Here is a 19,036-nt window from a genome sequence, read left to right on the forward strand (position 1 = left end):
TATATACTAAGTTCATCAAAAAGAAATCTGGAGGCACTTATTATGAAAATCTATCAAGCAAACATCGTTCCCTTAAACGCCGAGGCAATTGGCACTTCCGCTCACGGTCAAGCCCTATTCGTCGTCAATGGCAACCAACTAGTTGTTACCATTGAAATGTTCGATACCCCAGCTAACCAGCAACATTGGGAACATTTCCACGGATTCCCAGACGGTCGCCCCGCAGCGATCGCAACTATGGCCCAAGATACTAATCACGACGGCTTTGTTGACTTACCTGAAACAGAACCCGTCTCAGGGACAACGATGGTACCGTTCAACGACACACCAGAAACAATGGATATTCCAAATGACGAGTATCCCATTGCGGATGCTAACGGTCACTTCAGCTATACCAAGATCGTACCTTTAGAAACACTAGACGCGCAATTCAAACAAGTCTTCAATGATAGTGAATTAGCATTAGACCAACGTGTCATCTACATCCATGGCGTTGCTAACAGCTTGAAAATTCCCGCTACCGTTGCTGGTGAAGTTGCCACTTATGACGCTCACGTTACGCTACCGATTGCAGTCGGTAAGATCGAACGGTTAACACTTGATTAGCCGCTGGTGGGTCTGGGGAAGCTTTCTACTTAACGCTTTAGTCCTGATCCTAACACTCATTCATCAAGATATGACCGCAATGGTTCTGATGGCTGTCAGTATGTTGCTCGGTTCCAGTCTACAATTGTTAAAAGTTGCAAGTAACAAATAACCATGCTACTGCGACACTAAAACGGATCACTAATCCTTACCTTCATAAGGACTAGTGACCCGTTTTTTTAATATCTGTTAAATTTAAGAATCTGGCCTACATCTAGCTAGTCTGTTAACACCAAGGCCTTAATAACTTCACGGTTGACCATTGCTTGATAGGCTTCGTCAATATCATCCAATTTGAACTGCTTAGTGAACACCTTTCCCGGATGAATATCCCCATCCAAGACAGCCTTCAATAAGATCTGTTTGTCATAAGTGGTCACAGAAGCTGGACCACCAGCGATAATTGTGTTGTTGTAGAATGAAGCAGTCATGTCCATCTTAGGCTGATGTGGCAATCCTACCCGACCAACGATTGCGCCTGGACGAGCGACCTTCATCGCCGTTTCATTAGATAATTCAGTACCAACACATTCTAAGATTGCGTCAGCTCCCGCGCCAGCCGTTAATTCACGGACTTTCGCTATGGCTTCATCACCACGTTCAGCAACAATGTCAGTGGCGCCGAATTCAATCGCTAGTTGTTGCCGATCTTCATGACGACTCATGGCAATAATCTGTTTAGCACCACGCATCTTAGCCGCGATCACACCACACAGTCCAACAGCGCCATCACCAACCACAACAACGGTATCGCCCCGTTTGACGTTAGCGACCCGAGCAGCGTGGTAACCCGTAGCCATTACATCTGCCAGACTCAAGAGTGAGTTCAACATCTCATCACTATAATCAGCAGGTTGACCAGGGATTTTAATTAACGCCCACTCGCCATGTTGAAAACGGATGTATTCTGCTTGAACGCCGTTGCTGAAGTTATCTTGATGATTTTGACAATCACCATCGAAACCAGCCAAACAAGCCGCACAATGCCCACAACCATGGGTAAAGGGGGCAATCACAAAGTCCCCTGGTACCACCGTTGTAATATCCGTACCCACGGCTTCGACAATCCCAATAGCTTCATGTCCTGAGTTGTCAGAATGGTTCGCTTTGGCTTCCAAATCACGATAAGCCCACAGGTCAGAACCACAGACACAGGTCCGCACAACGTGAATAATCACGTCATCGGGTGCTTGAATGGTTGGTTTATCTATATTTTCAATCGCTACTTGACCAGGTTTAACAAAGACAGTTGTTTTCATATTTGATCTCCTCTAAGGCTTAGTAATCAGTTATTTGTTATTTGTTATTTGTTATTTTAATAATAACCATATTTCCCTGATGATTACCAATTTTAACAATCAATTCATTACACATTATGATTTTTAATATAAATTAATTACAATAATCGCAATCAACATGAGTATCAATCCCCAAATTTGTAACCTAGATATAGGCTTCTTGACTGCCGAAAGCCAACCAAAATCATCAATTAAAGCACTGACCAATAGCTGGCCAAACAAGGCAATGATGATTACCTTTTCAGTACCAATCACTGGTACTAATTGCGCACTTAGCATCACGTATGAACTACCTAACAGCCCGCCAATCCACACCACCAATTTTTAGATGTTACGTGTGTAGCACTCCTAATCCCTTTGACAATTGAGACCTCTAATACCAAATCTACAACAAGCAGACTAGCAAATGCGACTAAACACGTCACCCATGCCGTTAAAGGTGAAGAATTAAGCACATGCCCTAAACCGACCATTGACCGCTGCTTGAATGGCTAAAAGTGCCCCAGCAATCAGCCCTATCAGTTGCCAAGACCAGTTATTAGCGGGCCTTTTTCTGTGTGTTCGAGCGGTGATCGCTTAATGCCAATATTTGCACTAAATAGTGCCCCAAGTAGTAGAATTAGGAGACCAATGATTTTTACTGGATTCAGACTTGTCTGTGGTGATTGAAACAAGCCGAACTGATCGATGATGACACTCATGATTATTTGACCAACAATCGGTAACACCGAAGTTTGGACACTACCTAAGTGAGTAAACAATAATACGTTGGCCGTCAATGCAAAAGCGCTCGTAAAACCGCCAATCCAGACCCACCAAGGATTATTCACAATCAGCGTTGCTGATAGGCTTATCGTCGGTCTCATAAACGCTAGTAGCACAGATAAGAAAATGGTTCCAACAAAAAATGAGATTGTCGACGCTAAGAAAGGCGATCCCACTTCATTTTTCAACTTAGTATTGATTGCAGATTGAGCCGCAATTTTGCCACCCATCAACATTGGAATAAGACTAATCCATAACAAACAAACCCGCTCCTCATGCAAGAAAATTTTAACTACTACCAATAATTTTTGTAATCTTAACCTATGGCAGTACCTTCTAAAGTTATCCTAGCATCAGCGTAAATAATTTAAATAAACAGCATCAGTAATCTGTTCAAAATTGAATAAAATCGCAATATTGTCCAGTAAGGAAGTGTGATAAATGAGTAGTCGACAACGTATGATCAGTAGCATGAGCCAACTATTGCAACAAAAAGAAATTAATACCATCACCGTTCAAAATATTATCGATAATGCCGACTTTAGCCGTGGCACGTTCTATGCACATTTCACGGATAAATACGACGTTATGAACGCCTACTTTCGCGATGAAACCAAAAAACACATGGAAAACATCCACGATGCGCCTTGGGTAACCATGTTAACTAGTGGTGCGACCTTCATGCAGCAAAATCGCAATTATTTTTTAACAGCTTTTAAATCCACCGGTCAAAACTCTTTTAATGAATTCTGGTTCGCCGATTCACTTGTAAACGTCACTGACGGTGTTAAATACCGTGCTCAAAAAACAACCCTCACTGACCAAGAAGAACAGGCCAGTCGCTTCTTCGTTGCCGGCTATATGCAACTAATGCGCGACTGGATTGAACAAGATACGCCAACAACACCTGAGAAAATTGCGGAGACTATCTATGCTTTTATGCCCGCCGTTATAAAAATAAATTTATGGTAAATTTGTCAAAAAATAGGACTAGAATATCAAAATCACTGATATTCCAGTCCTGTTTTTTAGATTAATACTTTTTACCTCAGGCCATTTTCAAGATACGCTTTATTAATACGGTCTTGCTAATCTTCAGACTAAAAAATCTTGTTTTTCAGTAGCTAAGATCTCAAAGCTTGACTTATAGTTAAGGCGAAGGTGTTCAATTATACTTATAAGAAAGGTGGAAAATTAAAATGAATATTAAAGAAGCATCCAAACTGACAGGATTAACCCCTAATACGATTAGATATTATGAAAGAATTGGCGTCATTCCAGCTATTCCTCGAGATAAAAATGGCAACCGCATATTTAATGATTTAGAGATTCAATGGTTAGATCTTAGTCGTGACTTGCGACATGCAGGTGTGCACGTTGAAACCATTATTGATTACGTCCAGTTAGTCGCACAAGGCGAAAGTAAAATTCCAGCTCGCATCAACTTACTCAAAGAAACTAAAGAGGAAATTGAAGGGACCGTCGCTGAATTAAACGCTACGCTAGCGCATTTACAATATAAAATCGATAACTATGACACTCATATGGTGAAGCTAGAAAATAATATACTAAAGACAACGGAGGAACAATAATATGAACTGGACACCAGAAGAACTAAACATAATTGATCACGAAGAGTCTTTATTTATTTCCATCCGTGATGACCAAGGAATCATGCATAAGCCTACCTATATTTGGGGTGTGAGTGCCAACGGTGATTTTTACGCTCGCGGTGCTAGCGGCGTTGACTCTAAATGGTACAAAGCTGCCCTACTGGAACAAAAAGGCCACATCACAATCGGTAAAATCGAAAAAGACGTGCTGCTGACCTTCCCACATGATAATCAGACACGGCTTGCGATTGATCAAGCATACAAAAATAAATATGATTCCGTGATTGAACTTATGACGAGTGATAAAGTGGCCGCAGCCACCGTTAAAATCACACCCGTTCAATAATTTTTTCACTCAAACTAAAATTAATTTCAAAAAAAGCTTGCCCTATAGTTAAGGCGAAGGTTTTAAATAGTTATTACAGATAGCGATAACTTAAAAAGAAAAGGAAGTTTATGATGACTTATAAATTTTTAGAACCCCTGACCCTGAAACATGGAGCAACTTTACGAAACCGAATTGCCATGGCACCAACGACACTAGATTCATCTTTCTATGATGGTCACATCTCAAAAGACGAAGTTGATTACTACGCACTCCGCTCTGGCGGTCCTGGCATGATTGTTGTCGAAACGGCCTACGTGAATAACTTAGGTAAAGGTTTCCCCGGCCAAATCAGCATTTCAAATGATGAGCTAATTCCTAGCCTATCTAAAATCGCCCACGCAATTACCAACAATGGTGCTAAAGCCGTCTTGCAATTGCACCACGCCGGGCGTTTAACTAATCACCAACTATTGGATGATTCACAGCCAGTAGCTCCTTCAGCAATCCAAGATCCTAATGGTGGTGAGTTACCCCGTGAGTTAACGGCTCTCGAAGTTGAACAAACGATTGATGACTATGGTCAAGCCGTTCGCCGGGCGATTCGCGCTGGTTTCAGTGGTGTTGAAATTCATGGTGCCAACCGCTTCTTACCACAACAATTTTTCTCACGGCAAGCAAACCACCGTACCGACAAATGGGAAAATAAATTTGCATTCCCCGTTGCCTTGATCAAAAAAATTGCTGAAGTTGTTGCTGAATACGCATCGGATGACTTTATTATCGGTTACCGAATGAGTCCAGAAGAAACTTATGAAAATGGTTATCACTACAACGAAGCCATTGAGCTAGCACAAAAGTTGACCGAAGACGGCTTGTTAGATTATATCCACCTTTCACAATTCAGCGCTGTTGGCACCCCATTTGTGGATAAGGATGTTAAGCGCCCCTTAGTTACAATGTTCAGAGAATCCCTACCTGAGAACGTTGCCCTGATTACCGTTGGTGGGGTTCGTAATGCCCAACAAGTCACTGAAGCCTTAGATGCCGGCGCCGACTTAGTTGCCATGGGCGTTCAATTAATTATTGAACCTAAGTGGGTCGAAAAGCATGCTAATGGTGAAGAAAGTGCTGTTCGTTACGTGCTCTCACCTACTGACTATGAAGAACTACAAATACCCGAACCCGCAGTCAGAATGTGGATTGAAGGCGCATTGAAACAATTTGTCCGTTTCGCAAAGGATGAAAAATAATTTTAATGTCAAAAGGCAAGACTCGTACATAAGTCTTGCCTTTTTGGTCTACCCTATATCAATTTAGACAGTACCATCAGACTTTATTTTTTGAAATCATCCAATCAAAACATCCGTCATAACTATTACTCCAGAAAACATAATAACTTGCATTACAAATAACATCTACGCTATTGTTAGGTAAACGGTGGTGTAATCCAGATGAATTCTTACTTTAAACAACTATTAACAAAAACCGGCCTTTCTTGGGATGACTTAGCACCCTATTTCCACCCCCAACAAGTTCCAGCCGGTAAAACACTGGTTCAAGCTGGTGACGTAGCCGATACTGTTTATTTTATCAATACGGGCGCCCTGCGCCTCTGGTACAACGATGATGGCCGCGATATCAGTGTCCAATTCTTCTTTGAAAATCAAATGGTGGCAGCTTACCAGAGCTTGATTACTCAACAACCTAGTTCACTTTCACTTGTAACGTTTGCGCCTTCCGAACTAATGACTTTAGCAGCTGATGATCTGTTGCAACTACGCCAACGCTATCCCCAGCTTGATCAAGTGATTATGTCTCAGCTCAGCACTCGCTTCATTGACTATATGTCTTATTTTCTCGTGCGCATCAAGGATAATCCCGAACAACGTGTCCAGAGTATTCTAACCAATGAACCTGAATTATTCGAGCGAGTTCCTAAACAAGATATTGCGTCATACTTGGGAATAACCCCGGTCTCCCTGAGTCGCATTTTAAAACGGCTGACTTAACATTTGTTAAGGTGCTTCCAGTTCAACCTCGCTATACTAAGTTAAAACTTAGATATGAAAGAGGTTTTAACCATGTTAACTGTTATTATTTTTGACCACCCATACACTGCAAGCGCCTGTGACAACGTCCCTCACCATCGTTCTTTTCTTGCCGCACTATTGAAAGCAACTAAGGAAAAGTGCCAAGCTAACGGCGAAACCGTTGACCTTATTGACTTACATGCCGACCACTTTGATCCGGTCATGACAGCTAGTGATCTAAGCAAATGGCGCCGGGGACAACCGATCAATGACCAGTGTGCAGATTATCAACGCCGACTGCTCGCTGCTGACCGCATTATCTTCATGTTCCCAATTTGGTGGGAAGCAATGCCTGCGATGACTAAGGGCTTTCTGGATAAAGTCTATGCCAAAGATCGCTTATACACTGGTGCATCAATGCAAACGAAATTAGTGAAACATCCTAAAATTGATGTCATCACGACCATGAGCACCCCTAATTGGGCCTACCGTTGGTTATTCGGCGCACCAGTCATCAAAATGCTCTTTCGGGGCACCTTCATCAAGACCCGACTCTTTAAATTCAAATGGCATAATTTTGCTCAGGTTGAGAAGCGCACGCCTGCCCAACGTGAACATTTACTACAGAATTTAAAAATCTAAACACATCCCCAGACCGGCTTGTAGGCATATAAACTTGAAGACGCCTTAAAATAATTCGTACATTTTATAAGATATAGAAGTAATATGATCATCAAAAAGGCAAAGCCAGTAATTGGTTTTGCCTTTTTGATGTTCCTGACTAACCTATTTATTTAGAACTAAACTTCAACTTCCGCTTAATCCATGGCAGCGTCGCATTAACTCCCGTCACCACAAGTCCAACCAATGGCAAGTAAAAGATGATGTGATAGCGCCCTTGCACTTCGAATAGCAAGGTTTCTATAACCAGACCATCTAATAGTAGCGCGTTGTAGAAGAAATGGTTCGTTAACCGTTGCCGGCCAGCGATTAGTCGGACAAGTGCAATCAAGATGCTGATAAACGACAAGACTAGTAGTACGTCAAAGTAGCCAAAGGATAGCAGTAATAACACGGTCCGTTGATTATACCAGCGATCATTACTCTGCCGTAGCGCCCGACTGTGACTGAGGTTGTAGACTGTCCAGTCAAAGCCATAATCTTCGGACATTAGAATACGCATCTTCGTGTTAACAAAGCCCGGTAACTTTCCAGATGGAATCATGGCTTGCAGATTATGTTGCGTCGTCTTATCCAGGCTTGAAGCTACTTTTGGATAAGCCTTAGTTAAAGATTTACTGCTTCGTAACTCATGGATAACGTGATCACTAATTGGAACACTGTACTGACCATCCGTTTTGGCATCCGTCCCCGTCGCTAAACTGTAGTCCACACCATCCGAGTCTGAAAGATTGATTCCATACATCCAGTTATAGAGCAACGGCGTACTGAGCATTAAGACTAATATCAGCCCAATAAAGTAACCTAATTTGTGGAATGGCTGCGACTGTTTTGGATGAACCTGCAACGCTAACGCAATTAGCATGATGATTAATGCTATCGGCCAAACTAAGATCGTCGGCCGCAACATATAAGCCGCTAACGTTGCGACACCACCAATTGCAAGGTTGACCCACTGATCATTGCGGCCGGCCGTTGGCAATGGTTTTAACACATTCGTTAAGGCTAGCATGGCTAGTAACCACATCGTAAGCATCAGAGGTTCCGCGCCATCTAACAACGTACTGTAGATCCAATAGGCTGGAATGGAATAGAAGATTAAAGCCGCCAAAATCCCCATTTTTCGGTTCAACCACCGCGTACCTAGCCAATAGAGTAACAACATATCCAAGAAGGTCGCACTGATATTAATGAACTGATTTGCAAAAAAGTTAGTGCCTAAAAAGGTATTGCCAAGGCTAAAAAAGTTGGCAACGTTCAACGCATGTGGAAAAATCAAATAAAGTCCTAAAAAACCATGCTGCATCATCGCGTGCCAAGTCATCCCGTCAGTACTCAACGCTGCTAACTCCTGGTAACTCCAAAAATCAGAGGTCGGCACAATCTTAACCAGCGCAGTCAGTGGAAATTTCAGCAGCGTTAAGACGATAAACGTCCCGATCAACCAACTGGTACTGGTCTTATATCGGCTCAAGAAGAACGTTAGCGCGACGATAAAGCCAATCAGTAACACCGTGAATAGCACCGCCGGCCAGATCGCACTAGGTTTCAAAAATTGTGACTGAATACTCCCGTACCAAGTCTCGATCATCATCCAAATTAACAGTAATCCGGCCACAACTAAGGTTAGTCCCTGGCCAGTTCTTAAAACAATTCGTTTAAGCATGGATAAGCCCCCTACTATCCTTATTTAACATGCAGCTGGCCTGGACCATGAGCCGTTTTAACCCAACCCGTTTTCCCAGTTAATTGACGAAAAACGGCGGCATACGGTGTCAACGCAATAATGAGTAAGTACCCTTGAAAACCGATGCCTTCCAAAAACGCCCGCCAAAGTGCTGGACTTTTGCGTTCAGACATCGCATTACGTTGAAAAATCAGCGCTAAGTAGAGACAAGCAAACAGCGCCACCATAATAATGGTGATCAACGCTAAGTGGTGCCATCCGGTTCTAAAGCCACGAATACTCTCGATAATTAACGTCAACAACGCAATCAGGTTGGTGATGGGTAAGATACACCCAGTAATCGGCGTTAATACCCAAAAAGTCGTATCAATTTTCTGAAATTTATTCACGTATCTCGACCGCCATAATGCAGGTAAATAACGAATACATTGAAGTGCGCCCTGACACCAGCGAATCCGCTGTTTAAAGAACGGCCGTAACTTGGTAATACCTTCCTGTTGAACAACGATCGTATGCGTAAAATTAACTCGACCGCCTAACAACCAGGTCCGCAACGTATATTCCAAATCCTCTAACAGACTGTGGCCCCAAGTGTTCTTTTCAGCCAATGATAACCGTAAGAATTGACCATTACCCGAAGCAATCCCTTGACCGAGTCGATTACGCAACTGTTGTGCGGCACTGTTAACACCGATGAACTCGAAATTTTGCATCCGAGTGAGCCAATTGGTCTGATTGTAGATACCGACCCCTGTCTGTAGCATGCTCATTTTAGGGGCCTGCTCAAAGCGCGCAATCACTTCAGTAAAGTCCTGACTACTCATAAAAGCATCCGAATCCAAGATACCAATCACCGTACGTTCAGGATCAGCATCCTTAACCAAAGACTGTTGCAAATACTGAATAGCGGTATTAATCACCGCGCCCTTACCGTGGTGCTCACGCCCTGCTCGATGAATCACTTTGAGATACGGTGATTGAGAATTGGTCAAAACTTGTAAGCTATTGTCCGTTGAGTGATCATCAACCGCAATAATATGTGCTTGAATCGTAGCGGGCAATTGGCTCAGTTGATGAGTTAGATCAGCGATGGTCTTGCCAATGATCGCTTCTTCATTCAAAACAGGAATAATTAGAATTAACTCAAACGACTCTGGCCCCTTCTGAACTAACTTCGCTGACTCACGGTAATGGTTAAATAACACAATTGATAAAATGAAATAGACATAAAATAACGTTGAAATGATAATTGAAATATTAAATGCAATTTTCAAAAGCATTTCCCCCAGACGATTAAATCAGTAACTCCTTGATTAATTCTCATTGTAAATCCCTAGTCAGACAACCTCCAAATATCTGTATACAATAACTTAGTGTCCTTACTAAACCAAATAGTTTCATAAAAAAACGACTCCATCGCAGTTGAATACCGCAATGGAGCCGTTTAATCAGTGCTCACAGAATCATTTAATCCAGTGATACAACTAGCTAATTATATCCTTAGAACTTATTATTTTTGACCCATTTTTTTACAATTTGATTAGTATCATCCAACTGATCATCCGTAATAGCCAATCCTTTATTGAATCGAGCATCCTTAGCATTTTTCTTTAATTCAGGGACACTTGATCCTAAACCACTACTACCACTAGTCGTAAATGGGATAATTGTCTTTCCCTTAAAGCTTGAATAGTGACTCAAAAATGTATTGATCGCCATTGGATTCTTATCCAGCCAGATCGGATACCCTATGAAAATGGTTCTATAGTTCTTCAAGTTAGGCAACTTTCCAGCTAGTACCGGTCTCGCATCGTTATTCTGTTCTGCTCGCGCGACCTTTAACATCTTTTGATAACTAGTTGGATAATGTTCCTGAGTTTCTAACTGGTAAATATCGGCACCTGTTTGTTGCTGAATGGCCTTGGCAACTGTTTTGGTGTTGCCAGTATGCGTCATATAAAAAACGATTGGTTCACTTCAAAATCTAACTACGGCGGTTCACTTTTTATTACAGCTACTAGTAAGTTATATCGCAACGGTTAGGGCTGCTTGTCCATGCGCGCCATCTCCAACTGCCGTCAAACTAACGTCCTGATAATCGTTCGTATTAGTGACAATTACAAACGTTGATGGATCGTAGCCTGCCGCTTTAATTGCAGCTAAATCGAATTTGATCACCGGCTGGCCCATAGTGACCGTATCACCCTGTTTTACTAATGGTTCGAAGAATTTACCATTCAACTTAACCGTATCAATCCCGACATGAATCATCACTTCTGCGCCTTGATTCGACGTAATCCCAATAGCATGATTAGTATTAAACAACATCGTAACACTACCATCAAAAGGCGCGTAGACTGTATCATCACTTGGCGTAATGACCATTCCTTGACCCATGGCACCCGAAGCAAACGCTGGATCATTGGCTTCTGCTAAATCAGCAACTAACCCACTAACTGGTTGTTGAATTGCTTCATTAGCTAAGTGACGTGCATTACCTAATTGATCAGTCTTCGTTTGCTTAACTGGCTTTTCATCCAAACCTAAGACGAGCGTTGCCACACAAGCAACCACAAAACAAATAGCTAACCCAATTACGTAAGACCCGAACGTGGCACCTACGAAAGCTGGTAACGTTGTTAATGCGCCAAAGGCATAAGCATAACCGCTAACCTTCATGCCACCCATAAAGGCACCACCCACTGCACCACCGATAATGGCAGCTACTAAGGGACGTTTGTATTTAACCCCAATCCCGTAAATAGAAGGTTCCGTAATCCCAGCAAATAGAATTGACAGTAAAGCTGAAATTGAAAAGGTTTTTACTTTTTTATCCTTGGTCCGAATGAAAGTACCAAGAGTTGCACCGGCCATCCCGAAATTAGCAGCCGCAGTTAACGGTAAGATTCGATCAGAACCGAATTTACTAATGTTTTGTAAGATCACTGGAGTAACCGCCCACTGTAAACCAAAGACTACAAAAATATTCCATGCACCACCAATGATTGCACCAGCTACCCAACCGTTCATATTGATTAAGTAAGTGATACCTTGCGAAATTCCTTCACCAGTGTAGACACCAAACGGTCCAAATATCCCCGCTGTAATTGGAACCATCACAAACAATGAAATCAATGGGACAAAAATCAATTGTAAACTGTCTGGAATCAGTTTCTTTAAATACCGTTCCAGATAAGACAGGCAAAAAATAGCTAAAATTGCTGGAATGACAGTCGACGTATAATTCATCATGACAATTGGTAGGCCAAAGAAATGCGTGATGATCCCATTACCATGACTCCCCATCATATCGGTAAATTCCGGCATGATTAGAGCACCCATAATTGCAGCCGCAACGTACTTGTTAACCTTGAATTTTTCGGCTGAGGTCATTGCTAGCAACACAGGCAAGAAGTAGAATACGGCTGATGAAGCCGCCGTTAAAATGTGATACGTTCCAGAAGTACTACTCAACCAATTTAGCTGGACAGCTAGTAACACTAATCCACGTAGAACCCCTGAACCCGCTAAAAGCGGCAATAGTGGTGTGAAGATACCTGCTACGACGTCTAAAAACACTGAAAACAGATTGCCGTTTTTGGTTTCTGATGTTGTTGCGTCAGCCGTATTTAGCTTAGTTCCAGCTAGTAAGTCGTCATAGACTTTTTCGACCTTGGGACCAATGATCACTTGAAACTGGCCACCACTCTCCATTACATCAATGACCCCATCCAAATCCTTTAGTTGTGCCGTATTAGCTTTAGCCAAATCGCTGTCTTTCAACAACATCCGCAATCGAGTGGCACAATGAGTGATACTTTGAATGTTAGCTTCACCACCAACGAGCTCAAGAATGGTCTTTCCTAATGAATTATTTGTATTCATAATTAATCTCCAATTATTTAGCCATTTTGTCGTCTAGTACTAAGAATTGTTAGCATCTAATCTTGATAGCGTGCTTCCGTTGACTGACGAATCCGTTCAAACTCTGCATCATCACCGGCCTCAATAGCACCCATTTCATCAACGCGACGTAAATGCCGGCCACCCATGAATTCAGCATCTAACCATGATTTAACAATCATTTTGGCTAATTCTAAACCGACGACCCGTGAACCAAACGCTAAAATATTAGTATTGTTATGCTGACGTGATAACTGTGCCGAATAAGGTTCACTGCAGACCACCGCACGGACACCAGCAACCTTATTAGCTGATAGTGAAATACCAACCCCAGTACCACAGATTAAAATTCCCAAATCATAGTCGTCACTCACCACCGCTTCACCAACTTTTTTACCATAAATGGGATAGTCGGTGCGGACGGCTGAATCAGGTCCAAAGTCCGTAACTTCATAACCTAGGCTCTGTACATATGCCATGATAGCTGGTTTTAATTCAATACCTACGTGATCGGAAGCAATAGCAATTTTTGTCATTTTTAAGACTCCTTTAAAGTTTTTACGATTGTTTGATATGTTTCAGTCTTGCCAAATAGTGATGAGGTCCCTACGATAAAACCATCGACCCCGATTGGTGATAATTCTTGAATTTTAGTTGGTGAAATAGCTCCGTCGACCATTAATTGATAGTCATAAGTCGTCTTCAACGCTGCTAAATCACTAATCTTTTCATTAACATAGTCCAAATATTTTTGACCGGCAAAACCGGGATTAACTGTCATCACCAAGACATAATCTACCAATGGTAATAATTCTTTGATCGTTGCCAAAGCAGTTCCTGGATTAATCGCAATCCCAGGATGAATCCCCCGTTGGCGAATATCGGCCAAGGTACTAGTGGGGATTGGATCTGCTTCTGGATGAATATAGATAATATCCGCGCCTAAGTCCGCAAAGACTGGCACTAAATTTTTAGGATTATTCACCATCAAGTGAACATCCATTGAAGTTTTCGTTAACTTACGAACCGTTTGATAATCTTCGACACCTAATGCCATGTTCGGAACAAAGCTCCCATCCATGACATCCATATGAAAGATATCAACGTTCGCTTGATCAAGCTCCGTAATTTCGGTTCGAATATTGCTAAAGTCGGCGCACATTAGTGACGGACAAATTAATTTTTCCAAAATATCAGCTCATTTCTATTTTTAAGGATTAAAGAAAATTCGAGTAATCGTTTACTCAAATGTGATAATAAAAACCAGCCCCTTTACAGAGACAAGTCTTCACCATTAGTCGCAATTACCTTTTGGTACCAGCCAAAACTACGCTTCTTCGATCGTTTCAAATCATGCTCTTTATCCACGTAGACAAATCCATACCGCTTTTCAAAGCCTTCACGTGTTGAATACAGATCTGTCGCTGACCATGTTAAGTAGCCAATCATCTCAACCCCATCTTCAACGGCTTCTTCCATCCGTGCAATGTGATCAGCTAAATACTTGATACGATAACTATCATCAATGGTGCCATCAGCTGCCACTTGATCGCGTGCTCCCAGCCCATTTTCTAAAATCAAAATTGGTAAGCCATATCGGTTATAGAAATCTTCCAAATAATGCTTAAACCCATAGGGATCAATCGTCCAACCCCATTCACTCGTTTTACAATATGGATTAGGTGCCTTGACTGCGTACATTGGAGACTGTTCGCCCTTCGGTTCAGCTTCAATGGCAGATGACATGTAATAAGTTAGTGACATAAAATCTGGTTTAACAGCTTTTAAGAGCGTCAAGTCATCATCCGTCACAATCTTATCAAAATCAACATCCTTAAAGCCTCGTAAGTAAAATTGTGAATACTGACCACGGAAATAGACATCTGCTGGTCCGTAACCCAGTCGTTTCATTATTTCATCGGCCTTCTCAACGTCCTTGGGATTAGCCGTCATCGGATAGGCACAAATATTACCAATGTTCCCACCCACTTGAGCTGCTGGATCAATTGCGTGAACCGTTTTAACCGCCTGAGCATAACTGAGGTTAAAATGATGCTGCATCGTAAATAATTCAGTCTGATTTTTTGCCCCATAACCAGCCATGTATTCAGAGTCTAACAGCAGATAATTCTGTTCATTGAAAGGCACCCAATACTTAACGCGCCCTTTAAACCGGGTGACCACCGTCTGAACATAGCGTACATAGTCAGTCATAATCTGACGATCCATCCAACCGTTATATTGTTTTAACAAATTAACTGGTAAGTCGTACGCATAGAGGGTTACTACTGGTTCAATATGATATTTTTCTAACTCACTCAGCATATCACTATAATATTTTAGTCCCGCTTCATTTGGTTCTGCATCGTTCCCATTTGGAAAAATACGTGTCCAACTCATCGTAAAGCGATAAATTTTAAAACCCATTTCGCCATAGTACTTAATGTCTTCTTTAAAACGATGATAGTGATCAGAACCAACTTTAAATTCTTCAAAGTTGGAATCATCTGGCATTGAAGGAATATCACGAACATCTGCAATGGAGAGACCCTTGCTGCCTTCATCAAAACCGCCTTCAAATTGCTGAGCATTCGTGGAACTACCCCATTTAAAATTCTTATTAAAGCCCTTATTCAACTTAAACATCTGATCGCTCCTCTGTATTAATGGCTACTTATTCACAAAATTGATAAACGATTAACAAAGTTGGGTAATCGTTTTCTCTATGTTGAATAGAATACCATCACTCCCAATTGATGTCAACGCTTTCTTTTTTTATTTAAATTGCTAATTCAGCTTAATTGTGCGACTATGATGAGTATCATTACCCAAAAAGGACCGACTTATGAAAAAATACTCAATTAAAGATATTGCTAATCTTAGTGGCGTTTCAGTTGCGACCGTTTCACGAGTCATTAACGACAACGGCCGCTTCTCTGAGGCGACACGTAAGAAAGTACTCGCAACCATTAATGAGACCGGCTATCAAACAAACTTCAGTGCTAAAAATTTACGTATGAATAAATCTTTTTCAATTGGCATACTGGTTCCCGATATCAGCAATTACTTCTTTGCTAAACTCGTTCAAACCATCGAAGAAATCCTCTTCAACCATGGCTATTCAACCGTGATTTGTAATACCGCTAGAAATGCTGACAAAGAATTAGCCTACTTAAAAATGCTTGAAAGTAAGGGCATCGACGGCTTGATCGTGATTTCTGGTCCCAAAGCTTTTGACATTAAACAATTACCAGCTGCTAAAAACCTTCCATTTATCTGTATTGACAGACAACCTAGTGATCAGCACGGCACCGTCTTCATTGCTTCTAACCATTACCAAGGTGCTTTTGAAGCAACTGAGGCATTGATCAACAACGGTTGCCAACATCCGGTAATTGCCCTACATCAGCAGATCTCCTCTTCTGGGATTGAACGACGTAATGGGTTTATCGATGCTCTCAAAAAAAATAATATTTTTTTCAATCCAGAGCATAATCAAGTCACGATTGAAACCGATCATATTTTAACAACGCTACAGGCCTTTTTGAAGGATCATCCTGAAACTGATGGTATCTTTGCGATTAACGATACTATTGGAATTGAGGCCTTAACTACACTACTAAAAATGGGCAAGGCAGTTCCTGAAGATATTAAATTAATTGGCTTTGATGATGATCCTCAAGACCGACACTCGTTTCCAACCTTATCATCAGTACGCCAAAATGTTGACCAATTAGCTGAGGTCTCTGTTAAGAATCTGCTCAATATGATTACCCATGAGGCCAGTCCAGAATCTTCAATCATTATCCCCGTCTCATTGGTACTCAGAGAATCAAGTCGCTAATTTTAGTCCATAATATTTAGTTACAAAAAAATGCTTGTGAAACCCAACCGGTTTTGCAAGCATTTTTAATTAATCATTATTTTCAATAGTAATATATCTGGTTAAGCTACTGCTATTAAATTGTCCGATTATCTATTGACAACAATCTAATCACCGCATATACTTTAATTATTGAACGAAGGTTCAATAATTAAAAAAGGAAGTGATGTTCTTGGCCAGAAAACGCAGCTTCGATCTCGAAGTCGTTCTTGATCAAATCATGATTTACTTTTGGCAATACGGTTTTCGGAAGACTGGGTTTCGTGAACTGACAACCGCTACCGGTATCAAAACTCAGAGTCTCTATAACGCTTATGGTAGTAAGGATCAACTCTATTACCAAGCGCTGACACATTACGTTAACATCACGAATCAATGCGCTGATCAGATTCTACAAGGTGAGCAAACAGCTGATCAAAGATTAGCGAACTTACTGATTTTAGACTGGGGCAACCGCCCCTATCCACCTGGTTGCATGGTCATTAGTTCACTCAGCGAGTTCGATCAGATTGATCCTAAATTACATGAAGTCGCTAATACGTTGTTTGACCACCTAACTAGTAGTTTTATGACCGTGCTCAACACCATGCAAGCTGATTTACGACCTGACTTAGAATTATCAGCGATTGCCGCTGAATTATTAACGCTCCATAATGGCATTCAAGTAGCCGTCCGTGACAATCCAGATCCTGAAATAATTAAAATGATTACAGCAACGGCCATTCAGTCAATTAAGAAAGTGTGAGTTATTATGAAACTAACCTTTACTACTGAAGCGATTACTAAGATCAACGCCCTCAAAGCAACCAACGACCAATTAGTTCTCGACTTGGATGACGGCATCGGCCCATTCTCTAGCCTATTAATGGAAAATGGCCTGAAATATCGGTTACTAATCGTGCCCGCTGAACTAGTACCCGCAAATTTTGATGGCACGCTGACCTCAAACGCAGGATCAATCCAGTTCAACGCTGACACTGGCCGCTACCTTGATTCGACCATGCAAGTTAACTTCAATACCCGCTTAGGAACCTTCCAACTATCTGGTAATAGCGGTTTATTGGAACCCAACTTACCAATCGCTAAAGCTTTACCTAGCACGGATGTTTCAATTCACTAGCGTTAATCAGATGTGACTAGTACAGTAAAAAGGCGACTAACCCTCATACAGGTTTAGTCGCCTTTTGCGTCCCCACTATTGTCATCCTTGTAATAAACGCATTTTATTAGTCCAACAGAATTAATCGTTTCAACGAAAAATCTGTATCACGAATATTTTACATCACTTCATAAAGCTCATTCAACAAGCTTTCATTATTTCGACTAACGGCCACCACAATATTTTGATCCAAATCCTGATTCTCAATATCCGCAACCTTAATGTGATACTGCTGCTCTAAGTTGCCACCATTCATCCCTGAATATAAGAATGCTAGCCCTTTACCAACAGCCACGGCTGACAAGCCCTCATCAAGACTCTTCACGTAATAATTAGCCTTTAAATTAAAGCCGTTCTTCAAACCCTGATTGATCACAAAATCAACAATGACGGGTGACTGCTGACGCTCAAGCAAGATAACCGTCTCTTGCTTCAAATCACTGAATTGTAACTTGGCCTTCTTATTTAATGGGTGCTGCACCGGCAATGCCACTTGTAGATGATTCTCCATGAAGAATTTAGGCGTAATAGTCGCCTTATCCTGAAAATAAGAGGCTAAGCAAAAGACTAGGTCATAAGTCCCCGTTGCAACCCCTTCAGCTAAATTCATGGGCGTATCCTGATTCATCACAAACTGAACGTTTGGATGGCTAACTTTAAACTGGTCTAACTTTTCATACATCTTGCCCAAGTTAAAGTTCGGCAAATAGCCAATTTTAAAGATTGTCGTCCGTTTTGCCGATGGCTGCTCCTGAAACATCCGCCCTAAATGATCGGCTCGTTCCAAAATATCGGTAGCCGCAATCAGGCAGCGCTCCCCTTCATGGGTCAACGCCAAAGTGTGACTGTGCCGCACAAATAACGACACACCCAGCTCGGACTCCAATTCCTGAATATGTCGACTCAGGGTTGGCTGAGAAATATAAAGTTTAGCCGCAGCATTTGTAAAGCTCATCTCATTAGCCACGGTCACAAAATAATTTAACGTCGATAGTTTCAAGTGATAACTCCATTTCAAAAAAATACGATTGTCGCAACTTTAAT

21 protein-coding genes are annotated in these 19,036 nt (G+C 41.6%); 10 read left to right on the forward strand and 11 right to left on the reverse strand.

What is annotated here, in order from left to right; all coding sequences use genetic code 11:
• The first annotated feature begins 39 nt into the window (after positions 1–39).
• Positions 40–606, forward strand: coding sequence for a hypothetical protein (locus ACG95_RS11530; RefSeq protein WP_048000656.1), 567 nt, complete (start codon positions 40–42; stop codon positions 604–606).
• Between the two features lie 257 nt (positions 607–863).
• Here ACG95_RS11530 and ACG95_RS11535 read toward each other — a convergent pair whose 3' ends face one another.
• From ACG95_RS11535 to ACG95_RS11545, 3 genes are all read right to left on the reverse strand, one after another.
• Positions 864–1,904, reverse strand: a complete 1,041-nt coding sequence (locus ACG95_RS11535) for a zinc-binding dehydrogenase (RefSeq protein WP_048000657.1) — start codon at positions 1,902–1,904, stop codon at positions 864–866.
• A 123-nt stretch (positions 1,905–2,027) separates the two neighbouring features.
• Positions 2,028–2,261 (reverse strand): DMT family transporter, encoded by a 234-nt coding sequence (locus ACG95_RS11540; protein WP_337588707.1) that lies wholly within the window; start codon positions 2,259–2,261, stop codon positions 2,028–2,030.
• A 200-nt stretch (positions 2,262–2,461) separates the two neighbouring features.
• Entirely contained in the window at positions 2,462–2,968 is a 507-nt protein-coding gene (locus ACG95_RS11545) for a DMT family transporter (protein ID WP_082137362.1), read from the reverse strand.
• A 181-nt stretch (positions 2,969–3,149) separates the two neighbouring features.
• Here ACG95_RS11545 and ACG95_RS11550 point away from each other — a divergent pair, with 181 nt between their 5' ends.
• The 6 genes from ACG95_RS11550 to ACG95_RS11575 all read left to right on the forward strand — a co-directional run bounded on the left by ACG95_RS11550 (position 3,150) and on the right by ACG95_RS11575 (position 7,321).
• Complete coding sequence (locus ACG95_RS11550; RefSeq protein ID WP_048000659.1) at positions 3,150–3,680, forward strand: TetR/AcrR family transcriptional regulator C-terminal domain-containing protein; 531 nt, start codon at positions 3,150–3,152, stop codon at positions 3,678–3,680.
• Positions 3,681–3,907: 227 nt separating this feature from the next.
• Entirely contained in the window at positions 3,908–4,300 is a 393-nt protein-coding gene (locus ACG95_RS11555; protein WP_048000660.1) for a MerR family transcriptional regulator, read from the forward strand.
• Between the two features lies 1 nt (position 4,301).
• The gene (locus tag ACG95_RS11560; RefSeq protein ID WP_048000661.1) at positions 4,302–4,667 is read left to right on the forward strand and encodes a DUF2255 family protein; all 366 of its coding nucleotides are present in this window, start codon (positions 4,302–4,304) and stop codon (positions 4,665–4,667) included.
• A gap of 110 nt (positions 4,668–4,777) precedes the next feature.
• Positions 4,778–5,899, forward strand: a complete 1,122-nt coding sequence (locus tag ACG95_RS11565) for an NADH-dependent flavin oxidoreductase (RefSeq protein WP_237756505.1) — start codon at positions 4,778–4,780, stop codon at positions 5,897–5,899.
• 201 nt (positions 5,900–6,100) lie between these two features.
• Positions 6,101–6,658 (forward strand): Crp/Fnr family transcriptional regulator, encoded by a 558-nt coding sequence (locus tag ACG95_RS11570; RefSeq protein ID WP_048000663.1) that lies wholly within the window; start codon positions 6,101–6,103, stop codon positions 6,656–6,658.
• 72 nt (positions 6,659–6,730) lie between these two features.
• The gene (locus ACG95_RS11575) at positions 6,731–7,321 is read left to right on the forward strand and encodes an NAD(P)H-dependent oxidoreductase (RefSeq protein WP_048000664.1); all 591 of its coding nucleotides are present in this window, start codon (positions 6,731–6,733) and stop codon (positions 7,319–7,321) included.
• A 148-nt stretch (positions 7,322–7,469) separates the two neighbouring features.
• Here the strand turns inward: ACG95_RS11575 and ACG95_RS11580 are convergent, their stop codons facing one another.
• From ACG95_RS11580 to ACG95_RS11610, 7 genes are all read right to left on the reverse strand, one after another.
• Positions 7,470–9,026: a glycosyltransferase family 39 protein gene (locus ACG95_RS11580; protein ID WP_048000665.1), complete on the reverse strand. Its 1,557-nt coding sequence runs from the start codon at positions 9,024–9,026 to the stop codon at positions 7,470–7,472.
• A 20-nt stretch (positions 9,027–9,046) separates the two neighbouring features.
• On the reverse strand, positions 9,047–10,321 hold the full coding sequence (locus tag ACG95_RS11585) for a glycosyltransferase family 2 protein (protein ID WP_237756506.1): 1,275 nt from the start codon (positions 10,319–10,321) through the stop codon (positions 9,047–9,049).
• 226 nt (positions 10,322–10,547) lie between these two features.
• Positions 10,548–11,003 (reverse strand): flavodoxin, encoded by a 456-nt coding sequence (locus tag ACG95_RS11590; RefSeq protein ID WP_053072794.1) that lies wholly within the window; start codon positions 11,001–11,003, stop codon positions 10,548–10,550.
• Positions 11,004–11,072: 69 nt separating this feature from the next.
• Entirely contained in the window at positions 11,073–12,932 is a 1,860-nt protein-coding gene (locus tag ACG95_RS11595; RefSeq protein ID WP_048000668.1) for a beta-glucoside-specific PTS transporter subunit IIABC, read from the reverse strand.
• Positions 12,933–12,988: 56 nt separating this feature from the next.
• Positions 12,989–13,486, reverse strand: a complete 498-nt coding sequence (gene rpiB / locus ACG95_RS11600; RefSeq protein ID WP_048000669.1) for a ribose 5-phosphate isomerase B — start codon at positions 13,484–13,486, stop codon at positions 12,989–12,991.
• A gap of 2 nt (positions 13,487–13,488) precedes the next feature.
• Positions 13,489–14,142, reverse strand: a complete 654-nt coding sequence (locus tag ACG95_RS11605) for a ribulose-phosphate 3-epimerase (protein WP_048000670.1) — start codon at positions 14,140–14,142, stop codon at positions 13,489–13,491.
• Between the two features lie 80 nt (positions 14,143–14,222).
• The gene (locus ACG95_RS11610; protein WP_048000671.1) at positions 14,223–15,596 is read right to left on the reverse strand and encodes a glycoside hydrolase family 1 protein; all 1,374 of its coding nucleotides are present in this window, start codon (positions 15,594–15,596) and stop codon (positions 14,223–14,225) included.
• Between the two features lie 199 nt (positions 15,597–15,795).
• On the opposite strand from ACG95_RS11610, the gene ACG95_RS11615 reads away from it, so the two are divergent.
• The 3 genes from ACG95_RS11615 (at position 15,796) to ACG95_RS11625 (ending at position 17,953) form a co-directional block, all read left to right on the forward strand.
• Entirely contained in the window at positions 15,796–16,794 is a 999-nt protein-coding gene (locus ACG95_RS11615) for a LacI family DNA-binding transcriptional regulator (RefSeq protein ID WP_048000672.1), read from the forward strand.
• A gap of 211 nt (positions 16,795–17,005) precedes the next feature.
• Complete coding sequence (locus ACG95_RS11620; RefSeq protein WP_048000673.1) at positions 17,006–17,578, forward strand: TetR/AcrR family transcriptional regulator; 573 nt, start codon at positions 17,006–17,008, stop codon at positions 17,576–17,578.
• A 6-nt stretch (positions 17,579–17,584) separates the two neighbouring features.
• A complete protein-coding gene (locus tag ACG95_RS11625) occupies positions 17,585–17,953 on the forward strand; it encodes an iron-sulfur cluster biosynthesis family protein (RefSeq protein ID WP_048000674.1) in 369 nt (122 codons plus the stop codon).
• A gap of 157 nt (positions 17,954–18,110) precedes the next feature.
• Here ACG95_RS11625 and ACG95_RS11630 read toward each other — a convergent pair whose 3' ends face one another.
• Positions 18,111–18,992, reverse strand: a complete 882-nt coding sequence (locus ACG95_RS11630) for a LysR family transcriptional regulator (protein WP_048000675.1) — start codon at positions 18,990–18,992, stop codon at positions 18,111–18,113.
• Positions 18,993–19,036: the final 44 nt, after the last annotated feature.

It is taken from the genome of Lactiplantibacillus herbarum, from assembly GCF_001039045.1.
Lineage (GTDB): Bacteria > Bacillota > Bacilli > Lactobacillales > Lactobacillaceae > Lactiplantibacillus > Lactiplantibacillus herbarum.